Consider the following 21,268-nt stretch of genomic DNA (forward strand, 5'->3'; position numbering starts at 1 on the left):
GCGTCTCCCTCGCCGTCCTCATCAACACCGCCATCGTCCTCCTCGGCACCGCCACCACCGCCCTCTTCCTCCACCACAAGGAAAAAACCCCCACCAGCCGCTAGTCCTGGTCACGCGTGGTCCCGTCCCGCCGAGGTTCGTGGCCGGACGGGTCCACGTGTGCCGGAGGTACAACGAGCAAGGAGGTCAGCGGTGGTCGCATCCTGGCCGGACGACACGGACGACGCGGATGAGTCGGATGAGTCGGATGAGTCGGATGACACGGGTGAGTCGTCCGAGTCGGACGACACGGACGAGTGCGGCCCCGCCCCCGTACAGCTGTGGCAGTACTCGGTGTCGGCGCGGACCGCCGCCTCGATGCTGGGTCTCGATCCGCGGGTGGTGAGCAGGCGGATGCGCGACGGCACGCTGGACTCCGTCCGCGTGGGCCAGAAGCGCTACGTACCCCTGCCCAGCCTGTTCGCCTACCGCAGGCAGCTCCGGCCGGACCTGCCCCCGGCGGACGGGGCCGCCGGCTGATCCCCGCTGTGGGGTGCCCAGCGGGACCGATTCGCGGGAACCGTCAGTTGGGTCTGTCAGGGGAGTACCAACTACCCCGTGCCCACTGCCCCGTGCCCCGTGCCCCGTGCCCCGGCGGATTTCGTGGGTGGTCACCGGATGGCTACCCAGAACAGAGCACTGGTTGGCCTCGGCCGCCTGCTGAAGGATCGGTGCCACGCAGTCCTGAACGAGGAGGAGAGTGTCATGTCGGATCCCGCCGCCCGTATGTCCGGTGCGGTCGAGTGGCAGCCCGGACACGTCCCGGGGGCAGGCCACCAGGTCCCCGTCCGGATCTTTCGCCCCGCAGCCGGCCACCGCGGCTGGCTGGTCTGGGCGCACGGGGGCAGCTGGCACAGCGGATCCGTGGCCGGCTGGCACCGCTCCTGTGCGGACCTGGCCAGGCTCGCGGGCTGCGCCGTGCTCAGCGTGGACTACCGGCTCGCCCCGGACCACCCGCACCCCGCGGCCCTGGAGGACGTACTCGCCGCCGTCGAGTGGGCCCAGCAGAAGTCCGACCAGGAGGGGCTGCCGGCGGTGAGTGTCGGAGGGGACAGTTCGGGCGCCACCATCGCCGCCTCCGCTGCGGTGGTGCTCCGCGACGAGCAGCGTCCCCTGACCGCCCAGCTGCTGGCCTATCCCCCGCTGGATCCGGAGTGCCGTGCCCCCTCCTACACCCGCTACTTCGACAACTTCCCCTCGCCGGAGCTCCTCGCCACGGCGTGGCGCTCGTACCGCCGGAACGGCACCAAGGTCCCGGCCTCGCTGCCGAGCACTCCCTTCGAGGTCGAGGACCTCACGGGGCTGGCGCCCGCGGTGCTCGGCGTCGGTGAGTTCGACGCCGTCGCCGACGACGTACGCGAGTACGCCCGCAGGCTCGCGCGGGCGGGCAACGACCTGGAGTTCGAGGAGTTCCCGAGGATGATGCACGGCGCCTTCCTCCAGCCAGGCCACTCCGGTGCGGGCTCCACCGGCCCGCACGCGCTCCGGCCGTGGCTGGCCGCGGCACTGGGACGCCGTCTGGCGGCCGCCGGGGCCCCGCTCGATTCCGGTTCCCTCGCCTGACCCCATTCGTACGAACCGCTTGACCACCCTCTTGAAGGAGAGAACTGATGACCCTCACCGAACCCGGGTCCCATGTCGACGCCCTGCTGCGGCACTTCGGTGACCTGCGCGACGGCACGCACGGGGACACCGCCGTCTCCCGCCAGGCCAAGGAGCGTCTCTTCCACGAGGCCGTGGGCCTGCTCGACCCGTACGCACGGCTCGTGCTGGAGGAGATCAACACCCACCTGCTGCACGGCGACGGTGAGGTGCAGGCCAGCGGGGTGACCCGGACGGGTACCGGGGACCTGCTGGCCACCTGGGCACTGACGTGGGCGGAGCAGCGTGCGGCGGGCATCTCGCCGATCTCGCTCGTGGGACATTACGGGCGTACCTTCCACCACCCGCACCTGCGGGGCGCCACGGTGGCGGAGTGGCCGCTGAACGTGTTCACCGACGAGCAGGCCGCGGCCGAGGTGCCCACGCTGCGGGCGATCGCCACGGCCGATCTGCACAATCTGGTCTTCCAGCGGGACTTCCGTATCGTGCCCGCGATCGTCCGCCCGGACGTCCGGCCGGACGTGCCGGTGGCCGTGGCGTCGGCCGGCGCAGAGCAGGGGGTCTGACATGGCCGGGGAGTCGTTGCGCCTGTCGGTGCTGGACCAGACGCCGGTGGGCGAGGGGTACTCGCCTGCCGAGGCGCTGCGGGCCTCCGTGGAGCTGGCGCAGACGCTCGACACACGGGGGTTCACCCGTTACTGGGTGGCCGAGCACCACAACTCGCCGGGTTTCGCGGGCACCGCTCCGGAGATCCTGGCCGGTCAGTTGCTGGCCAGGACGAGGAACCTGCGGGTCGGTACGGGGGGTGTGCTGCTCCCGCGCTACTCAGCGGCGAAGGTGGCGGAGGTCTTCCAGGTACTCGCGGCGCTCCACCCCGGGCGGGTCGACCTGGGTCTGGGCAGGGCGGGCGGGCCGGCGCAGCGTTTCCCCGAGCAGGTGGGTGACGTACGGCGGTTGCTGGGCATGGACCTGACCGGGGCGCCGACGGGCGACGAGGGGCCGGGGCCCCGGATGTGGCTGCTGGGTGCGGGCTCGCGCTCGGCGGAGCTGGCGGGCCGGCTGGGGGCCTCGTTCGCGTTCGCCCACTTCCTGTCCCCCGCGCCGGGCCGTGCCGCTCTGGCGGCCTACCGGCAGGAGCTCGCCGAGTACGGGCATCCGGCGCGGACGGGGGTGCTGGCGGTGCGGGCGGTGGTGGCGGACACGGCGGAGAAGGCCGATGAACTCGCCCGGTCCCTGCTGCTGTGGCGCAGCCGCAAGGACCTCGGTGAGGACCTTCCGCTGCCGTCGCTGGAGACGACGCGTCGCCACCGGTGGACGGGTCAGGAGGCCGAGCGTGCCGCGGTCAACGGCCGGTCGCTGGTGTACGGGACCGCGGAGCAGGTGCACGCACGGATCACGGAGCTGGCGGCCGGGCACGGCGTCGACGAGGTGGTCGTGAACACGCTGACGCACGAACCGGCGGACCGGGTGCGTTCCTACGAGCTTCTGGCGGAGGCGTTCGCGCTCACCGGCGGGGTGCGGGTGCCCGTGGGGGTGTGAGGCCGCGGAGCCGGTGGGGCGAGTGCGGAAGGGGGAGAACACCCGTCGGGCGTTCTCCCCCTTCCGCACGTCGCGGCCCGTGCTTCAGAGTCGTGGGGTCACGCGCAGGGGGAGGCTGCTGGGGTGCGGCAGGGAGCTGTTGACCTCGCGTATCCGGGTGCCGGGGGCGATGCGCAGCTGCCAGCGGCCGACCAGGGTGGCGAGGGCGACCACCATGGTGGTCTCGGCCAGGTGCTCGCCGACGCAGCGGTGCGGGCCGGTTCCCCAGGGGAAGTAGGCGCCCCGGGGCAGGTCCTTGCCGAGTGCGGACTCGGTGCGTTCGGGGTCGAACTGGTGGGGTGCGTCGTAGGTGCCGGGGTTGCGGTGCATGGCGCGCGGGCTGTAGCCGATCTCCGCTCCGGCGGGCACCAGGGTGCCCGCGAGGACGACGTCGGTGCGGGCCCGGCGGGTGAAGAGCATGGGTGCGTGCAGGCGGAGCGTCTCGTCGACGACCTTGCGGGTGTAGGTGAGTTCGCGCAGCTTGTCGTAACCGAGGGGCTGCCCGTCCAGTACCCGGGAGGATTCCTCGTGCAGCCGCTGCTGCACCTCGGGGCGGACGGTCGTTTCGAACACCGCCCAGGTCAGTGATGTGCTGGTGGTTTCCAGGGCGGCGAAGAGCATCATCAGCAGTTCGCTGCGGATCTGCTCGTCGGTGTAGGGCTTGCCGGTGTGCGGGTGGGTCGCGCGCAGCAGGGCGTCGAGGACGTCCGGCGAGGCGGCCTGGTCGGGGGTGGCCCGGCGCCCGGCGACGAGGGTGTCGACGGTGGTGCGGAAGCGCTCCATGGCGGCCTGGAAGCGGCGGTTTCCGGGGGTGGGCAGTGAGGTCAGGGCGTCGGGGAAGACGGTGCGCGAGATCAGCCTGCGGGCGATCATGAAGAGGGTGCTGCGGATGTCGCGGACGGTCTCCTGGCCGAGGTCGGCGCCGAGCAGGGCGCGCAGGACGACGGCGGCGACGAGGTCCGACATCTCTTCGTCCGCGTCGACCGTCCGGCCCGGCTGCCAGGCACCGAAGCGGCGGTCGGCCTCGTCGAGAATGTCCTGGCTGTAGCTGCGCACGCTGCTCCGGTTGAAGGCCGGTTTGACGACGCGTCGCTGGTGGCGGTGGTCCTCGCCGTTGGAGGCGATGAGGGGGTTGCCGAAGTGGCCGGCCAGTCCCTCGAAGAATCGGCCCCGCTCGAAGGTGGCGGTGTCGACCTGGATGCGGTGGACGAGTGCGGGGTCGTTGGCGAGGTAGAGGTGAACGGGCCCGAACCCGACGCGTACCAGGGGGTCTTCGGTACGGGTGGACTCGAAGAAGGTGAGCGGGTTGCGGAGCAGGGCGGGCACGTGGCCCAGCAGGGGGGTGCGGCCCGGTGCGGGCGGGCAGGGGACGCTCGCGGGCCCGGCGTCGGCGAGGGGGTCGGCGGGGGTGGTCGGGGCAGTGGCGGGTGTGGTGGCGGTGGCGGGTGTGGTGGCGGTGGCGGCCATGGGCGGGGTGGGCTCCTCGTCGGTGGGCGGGGTACGCGGGTGGGCGGGGTACACGGGTGGGCGGGGTTCGCCGGCGGGCGATACCGATGGGCATTGCCGACGAGGTGTCATCAGCGGGGTGTCGTCAGCGGGGTGTCGTCAGCGGGGTCTCGTCATCGGGGCCTCGTCAGCGAGGTGTCGTCAAAGGGGGGTCGTCATAGGGGGGTCGTCAGCGAGGTGTCGTCATAGGGGTGTCACCGGCGGGTGACACCGGCCGGGGGCGTTGCTGCGGAATGTCATCCGTGGGGGCGTCACCGGCCCGGGCGTTACCGGCGGAACGTCACCCGCGAGGCGTCACCCGCCCGGGGCAGCACCTGCGGAACGTCACCCGCGAGGCGTCACTCGCCCGGGGCATTACCCGCGGGACGTCTCCCGCGAGGCGTCACCCGCCCCGGGGCGATACCCGCGGAACATCACCCGCGAGGGTCACCCGCCCCGGGGCAGCACCTGCGGAACGTCACCCGCAAGGCGTCACCCGCCCCGGGGGCACTACCCGCGGAACACCACCCGCAAGGCGTCACCGCTGGGTGTCCCCAGCACGATGTACCAGCGGATGCGTCACCCGTGCGGCACCGTGCCTACCGCCAGTACGTTGCCCTCGCTGATGTACGCGTCGGGGGCGTCCAGGGGGTGGTCGGGGGCTGTGGGGTCGGTGAAGCGCTGCCAGGCGGGGTCCAGGCCCAGGGTGACGGCCTGGTGGGCGAGTTGGGCGCAGGCAGCGGTGTAGAAGTCGCGGGCCGGTGCGCTCAGTGGGGCGTGGTGTTCGATCAGCAGGGACCGGGCGCGTACGCCGGTGAGCCCGGCGCGCTCCAGGTGGAGGGGGAGTTCGTGGGTGCGCATCAGCTGGCGGGCGTAGCCCGGCTGGGCACTCGCGACGCGGAAGAAGCCGGCGAACAGGCCGGGGTCGGCGGGGCGTGCGGTGATCCGGCGGGCATCGAGGTCCTTGACGGCGATGGTGCCGCCCGGCCGTACGACGCGGCGCAGTTCGGCGAGCGCGGCGGCGAGTTCGTCGTCGTCGAGGTACTGCACGGTGTTGGAGCACCAGGCGGCGTCGAAGGTGTCGTCGGGGTGAGGGAGGTCGAGCAGGCCGGCCTGCTGCACGTCCACCGGGCAGGGCAGGTCCCACTCCCGTACCCGGCTGCCGGCGAGTTCGGCGTTCTCCCGGGCGAGGTCGATGCCGGTGACGCGGCCGGTGGCGCCGACGGTGCGGGCCAGATGGGGGAGGAAGTCGCCGGGCCCGCAGCCCGCGTCCAGGACGTGCTGTCCGGGACGGAAGCCGGCGGTGCCGAGAAGGTCGAGGTAGGGCTCTTCGCAGGCGCGGAAGTGGGAGTCGACGATGGTGTGGTGGGTGAAGCCGAACCCGGTGGACGTGGTGTAGCCCCACTCCTGGTGGTCCTCGGTCAGCATGACGGTGCTCCGTTCGCGGTGCGGATGTCGTCGAGGAGGGCGAGCAGGGCCCGGGTGACGTCGTCGGGGGTCTCCAGGGGCTGGAGGTGTCCGGCGCCCGGCACGGTGACGAGCCGGGCGTGCGGCAGGGTGGCGGCGACGTGGGCGGACTCGTCGGCGGAGACCAGGGCGTCCTCGGCGCCCGCGAGGACGAGGGCGGGGACGCGGGCGCCGCGCAGGACGTCCGTGGAGTCGGCGCGCGCGGCGATGGCCCGCTGGGCCCAGGCGAGGGCCGCCGGGGGCGAGTCGTGTGCGTCGGCCAGGACACGGGTCAGGACGTCGGGGTTTTCGGTGCGGGTGGTGGGGCCCAGCAGCAGGGGGGTGGTCTTCTCGACGAGGGTGGCGCGGTGCTCGTCGTCCTGAACGAGCTCGGCGAACCGGAGGCGCTGTGCGGCCGCTTCGGGGCTGTCGGCGGTGGCCCGCGCGGACAGCAGGGCGAGTCCGGCGACGCGCTCGGGGTGGCGGCGCAGGAAGGCCATGGCGACATATCCGCCCATGGAGGAGCCGACGATGACGGCGCGTGGGGCGCGATGGCGGTCCAGGGTGTCGGCGAGGTCGTCGGCGATCACGTCCAGGGAGGGGGCGGCCGTGCCCAGGGGCCGACCGCCGAACCCTCGCTGGTCGGGCGCGAGGACGGTGTGCCCCGCGGCGCGCAGGGCGTGTTCCTGGGCGTGCCACATGGTGGCGTGCAGCGACAGCGCGTGCAGCAGGACGACGGGGGTCGTCTCCGGTGCGGTGGCGGTCATCGGGTGGCCGCCTCTTCGGCGGTGGCGACGAAGCGGGCGACGTGGGCGGGCGGTTCGGCGGTGCCCAGCCAGGCGACGGTCACGGGGGCGGGCGGCAGGTCGTGGACGGGGACGAGGCGGACGGCCGGCGGTGCGACGTCGGCGAGGGAGGCGACGGTGAGGTGCACGGCGTCGCCGGAGGCCACCAGTCGCATCATCTCCTGGGTGGAGGTCAGATGGCGGTTGCGGCGCAGGGGGCGGCCCTGGGGGGTGCGCGGGGGCACGACGACGTCCCAGACGTAGTCGGGGAAGGTGCCGGGCCGGGCGAAGGTGTCGTGGTCGGCGAGTTCCTCGACGGACACCGAGGTACGGGTGGCGAGCGGGTGGTCGACGGCGACGACGACGGCGCGCGGGTCGAAGGCCAGTACCTGGCTGCTCACCAGGTCCGGTTCGCTGATCCCGAACTTGACGATCATGAGGTCGAGTTCACCGGAGCGCACGCCGCGGAACGGGTCCGCGACGTCGTACTCGCTCAGCCGGACGCTCTGCGCGTCCCCTGCGCCGAGGCGGACGATGTCCAGCGGGATGTCGGTGGAGCCGTGGTAGCCGAACCGGATGACGGGTGTGTCGGTGAGGGTGGCGTCAGGCATCGGGGACCTCCTCGGTCAGTCCGGCGGCGGCCTTGAGCCGGCCGGGGAGTTGGGGTTCGCTGACCACGCGTACGGCGGCCAGTGGTGCGGGCAGGCCGACGATGCGGGGGACCTGCCGCAGCACGAGCCGGTCACCGGGGGCGACGAGGCCGTCCAGGACCGCCTCGGTCAGTACGTGGTTGAGGTGCACCAGGGCCTCGGCGACGGTGCATCCGGCGGTGGCGAGGTAGAGGCTTCGGCTGCGGCCCGTTCCGGGGGGCGCGCCGGGCACCTCGATGGGGGTGTCGGGCCGGTACGGAAGCGCCGTGGGGGCCTGGAAGAGTTTCAGCAGGCGGCGCAGGGCGGTCGTGCGGGGTGCTTCGGCGGGGGCGGTCCAGGCCGCGGAGAGGTCGTCGGCGACGTGCGCGAAGGAGAAGCGCTCGCGCAGGTGGGCGGGGTTGCCCGCGAGGAAGACGGTACGGGTGAAGGCGGTGCGCCAGGCGGCCGCCTCGTACGGTGGCAGGGCCAGGGTGTACGCGCAGGTGTCGCGGACCCAGCGGGCCAGGTCCAGGTCCTTCAGTACGACGGTGGCCGAGGCGGCCCGGGAACCGTCCTCGCCGGCGATGTCGTGCTGGGCGGCCAGCAGCCCTTCCAGGGTGGCCAGGTCGTGCCGGGCGGCGAGGTCGGGCCTGGCGGCCCGGACACGGTGCGCGGCCCGGTCGCGCAGGCCGCTCTGGGTGAGGGTCACCGGGCCGGCGGGGGTGGGGGTCACGGGGCCGGTGGGGGCGAGGGCCGGCGGGCCGGCGGGGGCGGGGGTCACAGGAACACCTCGCTCAGCAGGTCGAGTCCGGGGTCGGCGCGGCGCTTGCCGAGCAGGCCGGAGGCCAGCCGGTAGGGGTCTACGTACAGGTGGTCCTTGCGGTGGCGGGCCAGCCGTTCGCCGAGCGGCGCGGGCCCGGTGGGTTCGGCGGAGCGCAGCAGTCGTTCCGCGCGCTTGAGGCACTGGTGCAGCAGGTCGGGGCGGAAGGACTGCTCGTGGCCGCGGCCCAGCACCGCGACGAAGTACAGCCGCATACCCAGGCGCACGGACTCCGGGTCGTGCGTGGCGCGCGCGGCCTCCAGAAGGGCCCCGGCGTGCAGGTCGGGGCGTGCGCCGTGCCGTGCCGAGCGGATCTGTCCGTCGATGGGCACCCGGCCGACGGCGACTCTGCGCACCTGGGGTCCAACGCTGCGCAGTACCCGTTCGAGCAGCTGGTAGTCGGCGTCGAGTTCGCTGTCGTACAGAAGCACCACTTCGTCGAAGTCCGGTGCCAGGGGCAGGAGTTCGCGCAGTGCGCAGGCCAGGTAGTTGGGGCGGCCGTCGGTGGTGACGAGCTGGCGCAGCGGGAGGCCGTGCCGGGTGAGGTCCAGGTAGACGGGGCCGCCGACGGGGCGCTGGTCGAGACACATGCCGTGTTCGGCGAGGTGGTGCAGGGCTGTTTCCAGGTCCAGGCCGGGGGGCTGGTAGCGGCGCAGACCGGGGTCGTGCAGGCCGAGCGCCCGGTAGTGCCGGGACCACAGTTGCAGCACTCGGCTGCCCGCGGGGTGCACCCAGCCGTCGGCGACGGCTTCGGCGTAGGGGCGCAGGGCCGCCGCCGGGGTGCGGTCCGCGCCGCGGAAGTCGACATAGAGCTCGCCGATCTGCTGTTCGGTGAGGTCCGTGTAGTCGGTGTCGCCGCGGGTGCGGTCGAGGAACTCCCAGAAGCCGAGGGTCTGTTCCGTCGGGTGGTAGGTGGTGTGGCTGTAGCGGTAGGTGACGTCGGCGAGCGGCCGGGTGGCCCGGTACATCACGTCCGTCCACAGCAGCCCCTTGAGGTGGCTGGGCGACAGCGGTTTGGACGGGGTGACGGTGATGGGCGCCAGCAGGACCCGCGGGTGTGCGGAGGCGGGCGGGGCGGGCTGCGGGCGGGGGTGCGCGAGGGGCAGGGAGAGGAGGGTCATACCAGGACGCCCTCCGCTGCCGTGACGCGGCGAAGGAGTTCCGTCCGGTCGGGCGGCAGGTGCGGTGCGGGCGTCGGGGCGGTGCGGTCAGCCTGCCGTACGCGGGTGAGGAAGGCGTCGTCGAAGATCTCCGCCGGGGTGTTCAGCGACATCAGCATGCGGGTGAGGCCCCGCCACACGGTGGCGTCGTACTGGGCGGCGCCCGCCATCTCCTCGAACGTGGGTATCGCGTCCCGGGGCCTGACGGAGGTGGGGTCGGGGGTGTGCTGGACGGCGGCCTTCCAGCGGGCGATGCGGATACGGTCGGAGGCCACGGACTGGGCGTACCAGGGCAGGAAGTGTTCCTGGGTCATGCGGGCGACGGCCTGGCGCTGGACGAGGTCGACTTCCGGTTGCCGGGCCAGTAGGTCGCCGAGGGCGAAGGCGTGCGACAGGGCGAGGGACATGCCGCGGCCGAACAGGGGGTTGGTGACGCAGGCCGCGTCGCCGAGCTGGAAGAGTCCGGCGACCGGGACCTGGAGGGGGCCGGCGCTGCCCCACAGTGTGTTGGGCGGGCTGGTGAGGGCGTGGACGGGGGAGATCGGCTCGGAGGCGTCGGGCTCCAGCCAGGGCAGCAGTCCCGGGGTCGCGCGGGCGGCTGCGGTGAATCCGGCGCGGGTTCCCAGGCCGTGCAGGGCGCGGTCGCCGGGCAGCACGCAAAGGGCGATGGAGAAGGTGTCGTTGTCGCCGGGGTGCAGGACGCCGGCGTAGTGGGAGTAGATGCCGCCGACTGCGTTGCCGCGGGTGAGCGGCCCTGGCCGGGTGCGGGTCTTGAGCCGGTAGAAGCGGGTGTACCCGGCGAGTCCGGAGGGGCTCGACCAGTTGGCGGCCAGGGGGACACCGGCCTCTCGCAGCCAGGTGCGGGACAGTGCCCGGCGTCCGGTGGCGTCGAGGACGACGTCCGCGGGGATGCGGGTGCCGGCCGTGGTGCGGACGGCGCGTACCCGGCGTTCGGAGGCGGCCAGTTCGATTCCGGCGACCTGGGTGTCGTGGCGGACGCTCACTCCGGGGGTGTCGCTGACCGCCCGGTGCAGGAGGAGTTCCAGGCTGGAGCGGCGACAGCCCAGCGCGACGAGCTCGTCGTCGCCCGGCTGCGCGGTCCGGTCGGTGACCGAGGCGGGCATGGCGCCGGTGAGATCGAGGAGGGGGGCCGCGGCGGCGCGGGCACCGTCGAGGACCTGGGGCGCCCTGGCCTTCAGCACCTTGACCCCCAGGGAGGTGAGGGTGTGCGAGTGCAGGCCCTGCGGAGCGGTGGGGCGTGCCCAGCGACCTGCCGCCTCGGCGATGGACCACTGCGGGGGGCGGGGGGCGCGTTCGAGTACGACCACCCGGTAGCCGGCGCGGGACAGCGCCAGTGCTCCGGCCAGTCCGGCGATACTGCCCCCGGCGACGACGGCGGTCGGCATGTCAGATCCGCCGCCCGTGCACGAAGAACACCCGGCGTACGTCGCGGACCTCGCGCGGTGGGACCGGGTCGGGCCAGCGGCCGTAGTCGGCGCCTTCCTCGCCCGGCTGGGTCGCGCGGACCTGGTAGCCGTAGGCGTCGAAGAGGGCTTCGGGCTCGTCGGTGCCGAACAGCCAGGGGCAGCCCCAGCCCTCGAAGACGTCGAGCAGGCCGCGCATGTGGGGAAGGGTGAGGGCGGCGGAGTTGACGATGTCGGCTGCGATGCGGCTGCCGGGGGCGGAGATGGCGGCGATCCGCCGGAGGATGCGGTGGGTGTCGGCCTCGGGAATGTAGTAGAGCAGCCCTTCCAGGAGCCAGGTGGAGGGGACCTCGGGGTCGTAGCCCGCGGCCTGGAGGCGGTCCTCCCAGTCGGGTTCGGTGAGGTCGACGGCGACCTTGCGGTGGTCGGTGCGCGGCGTGGCCGCCCCCAGGCGTTCGTCCTTGTGGGCCAGGACGGCGGGGCGGTCGACCTCGAACCAGCGCAGCCGCTGCGGCCAGTCGAGCCGGTAGGCACGCGAGTCCATGCCGGCCGGGGCGAGCACGATCTGGGTGGTCTGCGGGTCCTGGGCGGCTTCCTGGAGGTAGTCGTCGAAGAAGCGGGTGCGGATGGCGTTGTAGTCGGGGGTGCTGGGCAGGGTGCGCGTGCCGCCGGGCGGGAAGGTGGCGGTGCGGACCTCGGCAAGCAGTTCGGGACCGATGTCGCCGGCGAGGGCGGCGGCGTGCGGGTCCTCGTACAGACGGTCCGGGCGCTGCGTTTCGGCGGCGCGCAGGGCCGCGGTGAGCAGTGCGGTCCGTTCGACGGCGTCCAGGGAGGTGGTCATGGGGTGCTGCCTCTCTTCGTGCGGTACGGGCGGGTCCGGCTCATGGCACCGCGAGCGCTGCCGGGGCAGGGCGCGTCGGCCGGAGCCGGGTGCGTCGGCAAGGCCGGGCGGGACGGTCGACGCCGAGGGGGTGGTCAGGACGAGGTGGGAGCGGCCGGGCCGACCCACTGTCGGGAGCGGTCGGCGCCGAGGGGGGCAGGACGGGGCGGGGTCAGGACGAGGTGGGAGCGGTCAGGTGGTCCCACTGTTCGGGGTCCTGGCGGAAGAGGCGGTCCTTGATCTGGGTGGGCCGGATGCCGCTCTCCAGCCGACGCTGCCAGTCCCGCAGGAAGGCGTCGGGGTCCAGGCGGTGCAGCGAGGGTGCGCCGAGCAGCCCTTCGGCGCGGACCCGGCGGTAGTCGGCCGACTCCCGCCGCAGGCCCTCGTCGAGGCGGGCGGTGTAGCGGGTGGCCTCGTCCTGGCTCCACCCGGTGCGCGGGGACACGGCGAACTCGTAGGCCGCGGGCCCTTGTTCGGGGTGCGTGACACGGCAGGCGGCGTTACGCAGGTCGAGCCCGGTGGCGTCCTGGGCGCGTTGCAACGCCCTGATCACCTGGGCGTCGCGGAGGCGTTCGCCGACGTGGTCGGAGAGAGAGTTGCGGCCCGCGTACTCCAGGCGGGGCACCCCGTCCTCGTGGTCGGCGACGCGGACGACGTCGCCGACGGCGTACCGGTAGAGGCCGCCGACGTGGCTGAAGACGACGTGGTAGTCGTGGCCCTCGCGCAGTTCGTCCGGACGCAGGGTGACGGTGTCGGGGGTGAGGTCCGCGTCGGCGTCGGCGAACTCGTACACCGAGGCGTTGACGACCAGGCTGCCCGCGGTGGGGTGCCGGTCGAGGGCGACGCCGGTGGGGCCCTCGGAGGCGGCCACGGGGGCGGGCAGGACGCTCACGTCCGGGCCGAACTCCTCGCGCAGCCGGGGCAGGTAGAGCGCGGCCAGTCCGGTGGTCCAGCAGAATATCGCCCGGATACGGGGCCAGACGTGGGCCGGACGCACGGTGCCGTGGCGTCGGGCGAGCTCCTCGAGTTCCCGGGCGCGCGCGGGGTTGGGTGCGCCGTGCGGCAGGCCGCCCAGGGTTCCGTCGCCGACCTCCTTGACGATCCGCGGCCACCACAGGTTCAGCTGGTGGGGCAGGGCGGCGACCATCGCGGGGTTGATGCCGATGACGCAGCGGACGTCGCTCTCCACGGCGAGCCGCAGCCGCAGGTACATCTTCTCCACGTGGTCGTCGGCCGCCACTTCCACGGGCAGCCGGGCCCAGGGGGCGCCGGTGCCGGGTTCCGCGGACAGCGGTTCGCCGAAGGCCGTGCCGAAGTCGACCTGGCTGGCGCCGACGTGCGGCCTGCCGGACGCGGTGGTGGGCGGGGCGCTCAGCGGGTCGTGCTTGAGGTTGAGGACCGCTCCTGGGCTGTCCAGGACCTCCGGGAAGTGCTCGATCAGGGGCGCCCACGCGGCGTAGTAGAAGGGGAAGAAGGTGGTGTGCATGAAGCGCGGTGTCACCGGGATCTTCTTGTGCGCGCCGGTGCTGCCGCTGCTGGTGAAGAAGACGGCGGGGCGGTCCGCGGTGAGGACGTTGCGCTCCCCCGCCGCGGCGCGTTCGATCCAGGGTTCGAGATCGGCGTACGTCTGGAGGGGTACGGCCCTGCGGTAGTCGTCCAGGGTACGGATGCGGGAGAAGCCGTGGGCCCTGCCGTAGTCGGTGTCCGCGTTGAAGTCGAGCAGGTCGCGCAGGACCCGGGCCTGCTGTGCGGCCGGGTCGGCGAAGGAGGCGCGCAGGGCCCGGCGTTCGGCGAAGACCCGCTCCCGGTAGGCGCGCAGGCGGACGGGGTCGCTCCAGGCTTCAGCCGAGGTCATGGGTGAGTGCCTTTCGTATCGCTTCGGCGGTCCGCTCGGGGTGCTCCACCGCGTCGATCACGGTCACCGGCAGGTCCTGGATCTCGTCGCGCAAGGTCTTGGCCAGGTCGTGCTGGTAGCGGCGGAAGCCGTCCCACTCGGGCCGGGGTCCGTAGTGCTCCAGCAGGTTGAGTGCGGCGCCCCGCCGGCTGCGGCGCCAGGTGATCTCCGGGGGGACGTCGAGGTAGACGACCCGGTCCGGCCGGGGGAAACCGCGCCACCAGTCGAGGAGCGCGTTGTCCGGGGCGCCGGCGAGACGGCACTTGGCGAGCAGCTTGTAGTAGTACGAGTCGATGACGACCGGTACCCGCGGGTCGCCGCGCAGCAGTTCGTCACGGAGGTGGACGGCGGCGCTCTGGAGCACGGTGGTGAGGAAGTCGGGCGACCAGGCGTCGGGGTTCGGGGCGATGTCCTTGACGACGCTGCGGCGCAGCCGCGACAGGAGCCCGTGCTCCGGGGCGAGCCGGTCGTCGTCCACGGACAGGTACCGCCAGTGGGGTGCCAGCCGTTCCAGGCGCGACAGGGCGGAGGACTTTCCCGCGTAGTCGGGGCCCAGGAGCACTGCGAACGGCGGCGCCTGCATGCGGGGGGCCGGGCGTCCGGGGTCCTGCGGTATGTCGCTGCGTGGGTCGGCCATGGGTGAAGCACCCCCTGGGATGTGTGCAGGCCGTGGAGTGCGGCCGTTCGACGGTGGCCGCGTACAGCGGTCGATATTAGGTAGCGATCGTTCGGTATTTTCGGTTCCGGGGTGCGGCGGGACCGACTCTGGCAACTGGCGGAAGAAGCGGAAGCGGGGGCGGGAGCGGGGACGGCCTGTGGGGCCGACGGCTGGTGCCGTCGGCCCCACAGGCCGTTCAGGTGCGGGACAGTCCGTCCGCCCGCGGTGCGTGTGCTGGTCGTGAGCCGGACGTGTACTGGTCGTGGGCTAGTCGAGGAACTCGTTGACCAGGCCGGCCAGTGCCGCGGGGTTCTCGAACGGGGTGTTGTGTCCGCCGTCGATCTCGGCGTAGCGGCTCCCGGCGATACCGGTGTGCAGGTCCTTGGAGTGGGAGACCGGGATCACCTGGTCGTGGCGGGCTCCGATCACGAGTGTTGGCGCGCGGATCTCGGCCAGCTTGTTCTGTATGTCGACGGTGATGTCCAGATCGAGTTGGCGGCGGGCCCCCTCGGTCGGCACGGCCCCCGCGGCGATCTTGGCGATCTCCTCGGGCGCGAGTCGCGCGAGGTGGTCGGGGGCCAGTGAGAGCAGGGTGATGAACTCGCCGTAGGCCTGCGGGTCGAGGTCCGCCAGCCGCCGCCACAGCCCGAGGGCCAGCTGCTGGCGCGGGTCGTTGTTACGGGCCCAGCCGCCGGCCAGGACCAGGCGGTTCACCAGGTGGGGATGGTCGGCGGCGAGGGCTGCCGCGACGACCGCTCCGAGGGACACGCCGACGACGTCCAGCGGGGTGCCGGCGCCCTCCTGCTCCGCGACGGCGGCGATCTGGGCGACCAGGTGGTCGAGGGTGAGGACGCCGCCGGCCGGCAGGGCGGTCAGTCCGCTGCCCGCGTAGTCGGGGGTGATGACGGTGCGGTGCTCGGTGAAGTAGGGGCGCAGGCCGGCGAAGTTGGCTTCGGAGTCGGCGGTGGAACCGTGGACGAGGAGCAGGCCGGGGCCGGTGCCGTGGGTCCGGTAGTGGACCTGGGTGGCTGCGACTTCGAGGGTCGGCATGGGGGCTGGGTTCCTTTCGGTGCGGGGGCGGAGGCGGGGGCGGAGGCGGGTGCGGGCGAGAGCGAGGGCGAGGGGGCCGGCCCTGGTGAGGGGCCGGCCCGGGCGGGGTGCGGGTCAGAGCGGGGTGCGGGTCAGGGTGGGGTGCGGGTCAGGAGGATCCGGCCAGGGTGCTTTCGGGCGTCCTCTCGGGGGGCGTTGCCGTCGGGGTGCTCTGTGCGGTGGGGACGGGGTTGGGGGTCGGGGCAGTGGCCGGGGCCGGGGTGGCGGGGGTGGGGATGGCCCGGAGCGTGGCCGGTGCGGCGGCGGCGGGCTTCTTGCTGCGGCTCCAGCGGCGCATCGCGGGCATCTCCACGTAGCGGTAGAGCAGCCAGCCACCGAGGAGCGAGACGGCGAAGAAGAGGGCGATGACGGCGATCGAGACGGGGACGCTGTAGGTGTTCTCACCGAGCAGGGAGCGCAGGTAGAAGATGGTGACGCCCTGGACGAGGTAGAAGCCGAAGGACACCTCGCCGAGCCACTGCATCACCGGGCCCCGCAGGCGGGTCGGCCGGCCGGCGACGTCGGCGGCCGCGACGGAGCTGATGAGTGCGGCGACCGGGATGATCGTCGCGACGACGAAGCCGTACTGGAAGGGCAGGACCAGGGCCGCGGCGTAGCCGAGGACCGACAGGACGAGCGAGACGCCGATGCCTATGCGGCGCGGCCAGTTGCCGACCAGGACGATGCGGGCGAGCAGGATGCCGAGGGCGAACTCGAAGACTCGGCCCGGCGGGAAGAGGTAGCCGAACCAGAACTGCATGTCGGAGATCGGGGTGATGGCGGACTTCGGGGTGGCGGGGACGAGGTAGGTCGAGATGAGCTGGACGGCGATCATGCCGACGACCATCACTCCGGACCAGGCCCACAGCGCCTTCTGGGCGATCTTGCGGATCGGGATGATGAGCAACGGGAAGAGCAAGTAGAACAGCAGCTCGCTGCCGAGCGACCAACTCGGCGGGTTCACGCTGAGGTTGATGCCGGGCTGCGGGAAGAACGTGTGCAGGAGCAGCAGGTTGGGGAGCCAGTCGGCGATGCCGGACACCGCGGCCCCGGCAAAGAGGATCATCGAGGCGGCGAAGACCACCAGGTGGTTGGGGAAGATCTTGAGCATCCGGCGGCGCCAGAACGCCGTCACCTTCTCGCCGGGCTTGGCGGCCCAGGCGAGGACGAACCCGCTGAGCACGAAGAAGAACGAGACCCCCATGTAGCCGGCCTTGCTGAAGGCGGTCTCGAAGAGGTTGGCCAGTCCGCCGTCGGCGAAGGGGTTGATGGGGGCGTTCGGCGGGATCGGGGAGTCCATCAGGGACGAGTGGAAGAAGAAGACCAGCAGGGCCGCGACGAACCGCAGGCCCGTCAGGGAGGGCAGCTTGGGCGGTCTGGTCGTTGTTGTTCCGGATGGGCGGGCGGCGGTGGTCTTGACCGAGGACATGGCAGGGATGCTTTCCGGGTGAGGTGGGACGCGGAGGTGTTCACGGGGGCCGTCCGGGGGGCGTGGAACGGCCGGGAGCGCGGGCCGGGCGAGGTGAGGGGCGCGGGAGCGCGGGCCAGGCTTGGGGCGAGGAGCGAGCGCGGGGCGGGCGTGGGGCGTGGCGGGGGCGGGGCGGGCGTGGGACGAGCGCGGGCCGGGCGTGGGCCGGGGTGGGGCGGCCGTGGGGGCGGCCGCCCCGGGGACCCGGTCTTGGTGCGCCGGGCCCGGCTGTTGGGCGCCGGCCTTGGCGTGCGGGGCCCGTTTCTCGGCGCCGGCCTTGGTAGGCGGGGCCCGGTTACAAGGAGCCGGTCCCGGTACGCGGGGCCGAAACTACTGGGCGCCGGCCTTGGTACGCGGGGCCCGGCTTAAGGCCCCGGTCCCGGTGCGCTGGTCCCGGTGCGCCGGGCCCGGTGCGCCGGGCCCGGCCATTGGGCGTCGGCGGGGCGTGCCCGGCTACTCGGAGCTGGCCTTGGTACGCAGGGCCGGACTACTCGGCGCCGGCCTTGGTACGCAGGGCCCGGCTTACAGGCCCGGTCCCGGTGCGCCGAGCCGGCCATTGGGCGTCGGCCTTGGCGTGCGGGGCAAGCCCGGCTACTCGGCGCCGGCCTTGGTACGCGGGGCCGGACTACTCGGCCCCGGCCCCGGCCCCGGCCACCATGCGCCGGACTCCTTGCGCACGCCGGCTACTCGGCGCCGGACTCGCTGCGCACGCCGGCTACTGTGCGTCGGTCTCGTTGCGGTAGAGCATGAGCTTGGCGTCCTTGGCGACGTAGTAGTTCTGGACCGAGTAGGCGATGGTCGCGAAGTCGAGGCGGCCGTCGCCGTTGAAGTCGGCGGTGGCGATGCGGGCCACGGACTCGTCGGAGACCCGCCACTTGGCCCAGACACCGTTCTGCAGGTCGATGGCCTTGTAGTACATGACTCCCTGCCACGGCCACGGTCCTCGCAGGGCGACCAGGAACTCGTCCTCGCCGTCGCCGTCGAAGTCGGCGGTGACGATCTGGTGGCCGGGGCCCTCGCCGTTCTCGTTGGGGTCGCCGTAGACGTCGAGCAGGACCCGGTTCCACTCGACGTCGCCCGGCGCTCCTTCGGTGGCCTTGGTGTAGACGGCGACGGTGTTGCCGTGGAAGGGCTCGACCGCGGCGACGTAGGCCATCGGGTCGTCCCCGACGCGGCCCACGTTCAGGTCGCCGCTGCCGCGGAAGCCGGTCTGCTCGAACTGGGTCAGCTCGCCGGTGCCGATGAGTTTGCGGATCCACTCCCTCTTCGCGTCGTCCCAGTACAGCCAGGTCACTCCCTCGTCGGAGGCGAGCAGCATCGAGTCGCGGTCCGGGGCGCCGGGGACGAGGCCCTTCTTCTTCTCCGCGCCGTGGATCATGCGGAAGTGGCTGTCGTCGATGACCGTCATCGGCCATTCCTCGGCGGCGTGGACGTCGTCCGGCTGGGTGAACATGACCACCGGCAGGACCGCGTGGACGTCCTCCTTGGCGACGATCGGCAGGCCGATGATCTCCAGCCGTTCGGTCTGGGTGAAGTGACCGACGCGCAGCCGGTGCATTCCGGTGGCGCGGCCGATGTAGTGGCGCTTCCAGCGCGACTCGTCCTTGTCCGGGCTGCCTGGGTTCTCCAGCCAGTCGATCTTGCCGCCGGACGTGTTGGCGTCGTGGATGGTGCCGATCGGCCCGTACAGGTCGTAGCAGACGATGATGTCGGGGTGGCCGTTGCCGCTGACGTCGGCGTAGTCGGCGCCCACCGGCATCTTGATCTTGTCGGCGACCAGGCGCTTCGTCCACTTCTCGTCGTTCTGGTACCAGTAGATCTCGCCGAGGCGCAGCCCGTAGCCGAAGAGGTCGGGCTTGTTGTCGTTGTCGATGTCCGGGGCCTCCAGCCAGTACCCGTCGCGAAGCTGGTCGGCGACGACCTCCGGGGTGAACCGGGGGGCGCGGAAGGTGGAGAGGTCGTTGTTCGGCATGGTCTTCTCCTGCGGGGTCAGTGGGTGAGGGCGTGGTACTCGACCGCGAGCCAGACGCAGTCGGTGTCGGCGTAGTACTGGTGCCAGGGGTACTGGAAGGAACCGTCGGGGCCGGTGGCGCAGAAGGGGTCCGGGGTGGTGTAGCCGGGACTCATCCGCAGGTCCTCGTAGAGGGTTCCGTGGTCGTGCGCGGTGAATTTCTGCATGCGGCCCAGGCCGTGCACCTGGGTGTGGACCTCGATGAAGTCGTGCTGGTTGTGGATGAAGCAGTCGGTGCCGGCGGGGGCGTACCAGAGGTTGAGTTTGATCTCGAACTCCTGGGTGGGGCCCGGCAGTTCGCTCTCGCCCAGCAGGTGGGCGGGATCGAGGTGGACGGTCGCGCCGCCGTCCTGGGGGCTCTTCCACAGCGGGGTGTCGCGGGGGAAGGCGGGCCCCTCGGCCGTGGGGAGGGTGTCGGGGAGCAGGTCGCCCAGGAGCCGCCAGCCCGGTTCCCCGACGATGCCTGCGACGGGGGCGTCGAAGTCGGTGTGCAGCACTACGAGCGTGTCGGCCTGCTCGATGCGGGTGTCGCGCAGGATCGTCGAGGACAGCGGCGCGATGGACTTGCGCGGGCTCTGCCCGATGCGGACCGGCGTGACACCGGTGTTGACGACGACGGCGGTGCCGCGGACGAGGTAGTGGTGGGCGTTGCGGACGAGGGTGGCCCGGACGTGGCGGCCGCTGAAGTTGAGCGGGGTCTCGGTGTTGCGGGCGGTGACGGCTGTGGGTGCGGCTGCGGATGCGGTTGTGGCTGCGGATGCGGGTGCGGGTGCGGGTGCGGTGGTGGTGGTGGTTGAGTTGCTCGCGGCGGTGGCGCTCGCGGCGGTGGTACTTACGGCGGTGCTCAAGGCGGGGTCCCTCCTCTGTGAGTCGGGTCGGGCGGGCTCAGGCGTCCGCGTAGGTGGCGGTGCGGGCCAGGTCCACGGCCAGCTCGTCGATCGCGGTGGCCGGTACGAAGGGCACGCACGAGGGGCCGTCGCCGAAGTGGTGGGCGATCGCGTCGACGGTGCGCTGGGTTGCCAGACCGTCGCCGTAGGGGTTGGCGGCGTTCGCCATGCGGTCGTACCGGTCCTTGTCGCGCAGCAGTTCGGTGGTGGCGGTGACGATGCCCTCGGTGCTCGTACCGACGAGTCGTGCGGTGCCGGCGACGACTGCTTCCGAGCGTTCGGTCACGCTGCCGAGCACCAGGGTGGGCTTGCCGAGGGCGGGGCCCTCCTCCTGTGCGCCGCTGCTGTCGGAGAGGATGATGTCGGCGCGCCGCATCAGCTTGCTGAAGTTGAGGTAGGCGAGCGGGTCGACGACGGTGATGTTGGGGTGTCCGCCGATCCTGGGGAGCAGGGCGTCGCGGACCACGGGGTTGCGGTGCAGCGGAACCACCACCCGTACGTCGGGCTCCTCGGCTATCTCCACCAGCGCCTGGGCGATCTGCGGCAGGTGCGGCCAGGCCTCCCGGCGGTGGGCGGAGGCGAGGATGATGCGCCGGGTGTCGGTGTCGAGGTCGTCGAGGGCCGGGTCACCGTAGGAGTGGGACCTGTCGCTGGCCCACCGCAGGGCGTCGATGACGGTGTTGCCGGTGACGACGATGCAGCTCTCCGGGATGCCCTCGCGCAGCAGGTTGGTCTTGTTGCCCGGGGTCGGCGCCAGGTGCAGGGAGGCGATCTGGGCGACCAGCCGGCGGTTGCCCTCCTCGGGGAAGGGCGAGCCGAGGTATCCGCTGCGCAGGCCGGCCTCGACGTGGATGACCGGGATCTGGTGGTGGAAGCCGCACAGCGCGGCGGCCAGGGTGGTCGCGGTGTCGCCGTGCACGAGGATCGCCTCGACGTGGAGTTCCTTGAACACCTCGCCCAGTCCGTTCAGGGACCGGGAGGTCACCTGGGAGAGGGTCTGCTTGGGCGCCATGATCTCCAGGTCGATGTCGGGCTTGAGGTCGAAGGCCTCCAGCGTCTCGTCGAGCATCTGGCGGTGCTGGCCGGTGGAGATGACGATCGGGTCGAAGCGGGGGTCGTCCTGCAAGGCCCGAATCACCGGTGCGAACTTGATGGCCTCCGGCCGGGTGCCGAGAACGACTGCAACGGAACGCATGGGTTTCTTCCTTCAGCTCTGTCAGTGGGCAGCGGGGTGTTCGGGCGTACGGCGGTACGGGGGAACCGGGGCGCGCGGCGCGCCGGTTCGTCGGTCGAGGTCTTCGGGAGAGCTTCCGCGGGGAATTCCCCGGGGCTTTCTCAGCGCCTTCGGGGTTTGTTTCCGTGTCCCCCTCGGCTGATAGATATCTTTCCCGTGAGCTAGTTTTCCGTCAATTG

General features: G+C 72.4%; 19 protein-coding genes. 4 read left to right on the forward strand and 15 right to left on the reverse strand.

Annotated features, from left to right (window positions below; genetic code table 11):
* Positions 1–192 precede the first annotated feature (192 nt).
* The 4 genes from ACIQM4_RS34275 (at position 193) to ACIQM4_RS34290 (ending at position 3,180) form a co-directional block, all read left to right on the forward strand.
* A complete protein-coding gene (locus ACIQM4_RS34275) occupies positions 193–519 on the forward strand; it encodes a hypothetical protein (RefSeq protein WP_401599448.1) in 327 nt (108 codons plus the stop codon).
* Between the two features lie 225 nt (positions 520–744).
* Positions 745–1,602 (forward strand): alpha/beta hydrolase, encoded by an 858-nt coding sequence (locus tag ACIQM4_RS34280; protein ID WP_401599450.1) that lies wholly within the window; start codon positions 745–747, stop codon positions 1,600–1,602.
* A 47-nt stretch (positions 1,603–1,649) separates the two neighbouring features.
* On the forward strand, positions 1,650–2,207 hold the full coding sequence (locus tag ACIQM4_RS34285; protein ID WP_401599452.1) for a hypothetical protein: 558 nt from the start codon (positions 1,650–1,652) through the stop codon (positions 2,205–2,207).
* Position 2,208: 1 nt separating this feature from the next.
* A complete protein-coding gene (locus tag ACIQM4_RS34290; RefSeq protein ID WP_401599453.1) occupies positions 2,209–3,180 on the forward strand; it encodes an MsnO8 family LLM class oxidoreductase in 972 nt (323 codons plus the stop codon).
* Positions 3,181–3,264: 84 nt separating this feature from the next.
* Here the strand turns inward: ACIQM4_RS34290 and ACIQM4_RS34295 are convergent, their stop codons facing one another.
* The 15 genes from ACIQM4_RS34295 to wecB all read right to left on the reverse strand — a co-directional run bounded on the left by ACIQM4_RS34295 (position 3,265) and on the right by wecB (position 21,050).
* Positions 3,265–4,686 carry a cytochrome P450 gene (locus ACIQM4_RS34295; RefSeq protein WP_401599455.1) on the reverse strand — a complete coding sequence of 474 codons (1,422 nt, stop codon included), beginning with the start codon at positions 4,684–4,686 and terminating at the stop codon, positions 3,265–3,267.
* 597 nt (positions 4,687–5,283) lie between these two features.
* A complete protein-coding gene (locus ACIQM4_RS34300) occupies positions 5,284–6,132 on the reverse strand; it encodes a class I SAM-dependent methyltransferase (RefSeq protein ID WP_401599457.1) in 849 nt (282 codons plus the stop codon).
* Positions 6,126–6,917, reverse strand: coding sequence for an alpha/beta fold hydrolase (locus tag ACIQM4_RS34305; RefSeq protein WP_401599459.1), 792 nt, complete (start codon positions 6,915–6,917; stop codon positions 6,126–6,128). Before ACIQM4_RS34305 ends, ACIQM4_RS34300 begins: the two co-directional genes overlap by 7 nt.
* Positions 6,914–7,546: a LysR substrate-binding domain-containing protein gene (locus ACIQM4_RS34310; RefSeq protein ID WP_401599461.1), complete on the reverse strand. Its 633-nt coding sequence runs from the start codon at positions 7,544–7,546 to the stop codon at positions 6,914–6,916. The genes ACIQM4_RS34305 and ACIQM4_RS34310 overlap by 4 nt, the downstream gene beginning before the upstream one ends.
* A complete protein-coding gene (locus tag ACIQM4_RS34315; protein ID WP_401599463.1) occupies positions 7,539–8,345 on the reverse strand; it encodes a DUF6182 family protein in 807 nt (268 codons plus the stop codon). The genes ACIQM4_RS34310 and ACIQM4_RS34315 overlap by 8 nt, the downstream gene beginning before the upstream one ends.
* Entirely contained in the window at positions 8,342–9,505 is a 1,164-nt protein-coding gene (locus ACIQM4_RS34320) for a hypothetical protein (protein WP_401599465.1), read from the reverse strand. Before ACIQM4_RS34320 ends, ACIQM4_RS34315 begins: the two co-directional genes overlap by 4 nt.
* A complete protein-coding gene (locus ACIQM4_RS34325) occupies positions 9,502–10,950 on the reverse strand; it encodes an FAD-dependent oxidoreductase (protein WP_401599467.1) in 1,449 nt (482 codons plus the stop codon). The genes ACIQM4_RS34320 and ACIQM4_RS34325 overlap by 4 nt, the downstream gene beginning before the upstream one ends.
* 1 nt (position 10,951) lies before the next feature.
* Positions 10,952–11,809: a class I SAM-dependent methyltransferase gene (locus ACIQM4_RS34330; RefSeq protein ID WP_401599469.1), complete on the reverse strand. Its 858-nt coding sequence runs from the start codon at positions 11,807–11,809 to the stop codon at positions 10,952–10,954.
* A gap of 211 nt (positions 11,810–12,020) precedes the next feature.
* Positions 12,021–13,703, reverse strand: a complete 1,683-nt coding sequence (locus ACIQM4_RS34335; RefSeq protein WP_401599471.1) for a GH3 auxin-responsive promoter family protein — start codon at positions 13,701–13,703, stop codon at positions 12,021–12,023.
* Positions 13,690–14,379: a dTMP kinase gene (locus ACIQM4_RS34340; protein WP_401599473.1), complete on the reverse strand. Its 690-nt coding sequence runs from the start codon at positions 14,377–14,379 to the stop codon at positions 13,690–13,692. The genes ACIQM4_RS34335 and ACIQM4_RS34340 overlap by 14 nt, the downstream gene beginning before the upstream one ends.
* 288 nt (positions 14,380–14,667) lie before the next feature.
* On the reverse strand, positions 14,668–15,450 hold the full coding sequence (locus tag ACIQM4_RS34345; protein ID WP_401599475.1) for an alpha/beta fold hydrolase: 783 nt from the start codon (positions 15,448–15,450) through the stop codon (positions 14,668–14,670).
* Positions 15,451–15,598: 148 nt separating this feature from the next.
* Positions 15,599–16,918, reverse strand: coding sequence for an acyltransferase family protein (locus ACIQM4_RS34350; RefSeq protein WP_401599477.1), 1,320 nt, complete (start codon positions 16,916–16,918; stop codon positions 15,599–15,601).
* Between the two features lie 754 nt (positions 16,919–17,672).
* Positions 17,673–18,929 (reverse strand): FG-GAP repeat domain-containing protein, encoded by a 1,257-nt coding sequence (locus tag ACIQM4_RS34355; protein WP_401599479.1) that lies wholly within the window; start codon positions 18,927–18,929, stop codon positions 17,673–17,675.
* A gap of 17 nt (positions 18,930–18,946) precedes the next feature.
* Complete coding sequence (locus ACIQM4_RS34360) at positions 18,947–19,816, reverse strand: hypothetical protein (protein ID WP_401599480.1); 870 nt, start codon at positions 19,814–19,816, stop codon at positions 18,947–18,949.
* 37 nt (positions 19,817–19,853) lie between these two features.
* Complete coding sequence (gene wecB / locus ACIQM4_RS34365; protein WP_401599481.1) at positions 19,854–21,050, reverse strand: non-hydrolyzing UDP-N-acetylglucosamine 2-epimerase; 1,197 nt, start codon at positions 21,048–21,050, stop codon at positions 19,854–19,856.
* Between the last annotated feature and the right edge of the window lie 218 nt (positions 21,051–21,268).

Origin of the sequence: Streptomyces sp. NPDC091272, from assembly GCF_044757485.1 — a bacterium.
Classification (GTDB): Bacteria; Actinomycetota; Actinomycetes; order Streptomycetales; family Streptomycetaceae; genus Streptomyces.

Excerpts from the sequence above, each read along its gene's own strand:
- ACIQM4_RS34280 (WP_401599450.1), top strand. The coding sequence starts at position 745 with ATGTCGGATCCCGCCGCCCGTATGTCCGGTGCGGTCGAGTGGCAGCCC.
- ACIQM4_RS34285 (WP_401599452.1), top strand. The coding sequence starts at position 1,650 with ATGACCCTCACCGAACCCGGGTCCCATGTCGACGCCCTGCTGCGGCAC.
- ACIQM4_RS34290 (WP_401599453.1), top strand. The coding sequence starts at position 2,209 with ATGGCCGGGGAGTCGTTGCGCCTGTCGGTGCTGGACCAGACGCCGGTG.
- ACIQM4_RS34295 (WP_401599455.1), bottom strand. The coding sequence starts at position 4,686 with ATGGCCGCCACCGCCACCACACCCGCCACCGCCACCACACCCGCCACT.
- ACIQM4_RS34300 (WP_401599457.1), bottom strand. The coding sequence starts at position 6,132 with ATGCTGACCGAGGACCACCAGGAGTGGGGCTACACCACGTCCACCGGG.
- ACIQM4_RS34305 (WP_401599459.1), bottom strand. The coding sequence starts at position 6,917 with ATGACCGCCACCGCACCGGAGACGACCCCCGTCGTCCTGCTGCACGCG.
- ACIQM4_RS34310 (WP_401599461.1), bottom strand. The coding sequence starts at position 7,546 with ATGCCTGACGCCACCCTCACCGACACACCCGTCATCCGGTTCGGCTAC.
- ACIQM4_RS34320 (WP_401599465.1), bottom strand. The coding sequence starts at position 9,505 with ATGACCCTCCTCTCCCTGCCCCTCGCGCACCCCCGCCCGCAGCCCGCC.
- ACIQM4_RS34325 (WP_401599467.1), bottom strand. The coding sequence starts at position 10,950 with ATGCCGACCGCCGTCGTCGCCGGGGGCAGTATCGCCGGACTGGCCGGA.
- ACIQM4_RS34330 (WP_401599469.1), bottom strand. The coding sequence starts at position 11,809 with ATGACCACCTCCCTGGACGCCGTCGAACGGACCGCACTGCTCACCGCG.
- ACIQM4_RS34335 (WP_401599471.1), bottom strand. The coding sequence starts at position 13,703 with ATGACCTCGGCTGAAGCCTGGAGCGACCCCGTCCGCCTGCGCGCCTAC.
- ACIQM4_RS34340 (WP_401599473.1), bottom strand. The coding sequence starts at position 14,379 with ATGGCCGACCCACGCAGCGACATACCGCAGGACCCCGGACGCCCGGCC.
- ACIQM4_RS34345 (WP_401599475.1), bottom strand. The coding sequence starts at position 15,450 with ATGCCGACCCTCGAAGTCGCAGCCACCCAGGTCCACTACCGGACCCAC.
- ACIQM4_RS34350 (WP_401599477.1), bottom strand. The coding sequence starts at position 16,918 with ATGTCCTCGGTCAAGACCACCGCCGCCCGCCCATCCGGAACAACAACG.
- ACIQM4_RS34355 (WP_401599479.1), bottom strand. The coding sequence starts at position 18,929 with ATGCCGAACAACGACCTCTCCACCTTCCGCGCCCCCCGGTTCACCCCG.
- wecB (WP_401599481.1), bottom strand. The coding sequence starts at position 21,050 with ATGCGTTCCGTTGCAGTCGTTCTCGGCACCCGGCCGGAGGCCATCAAG.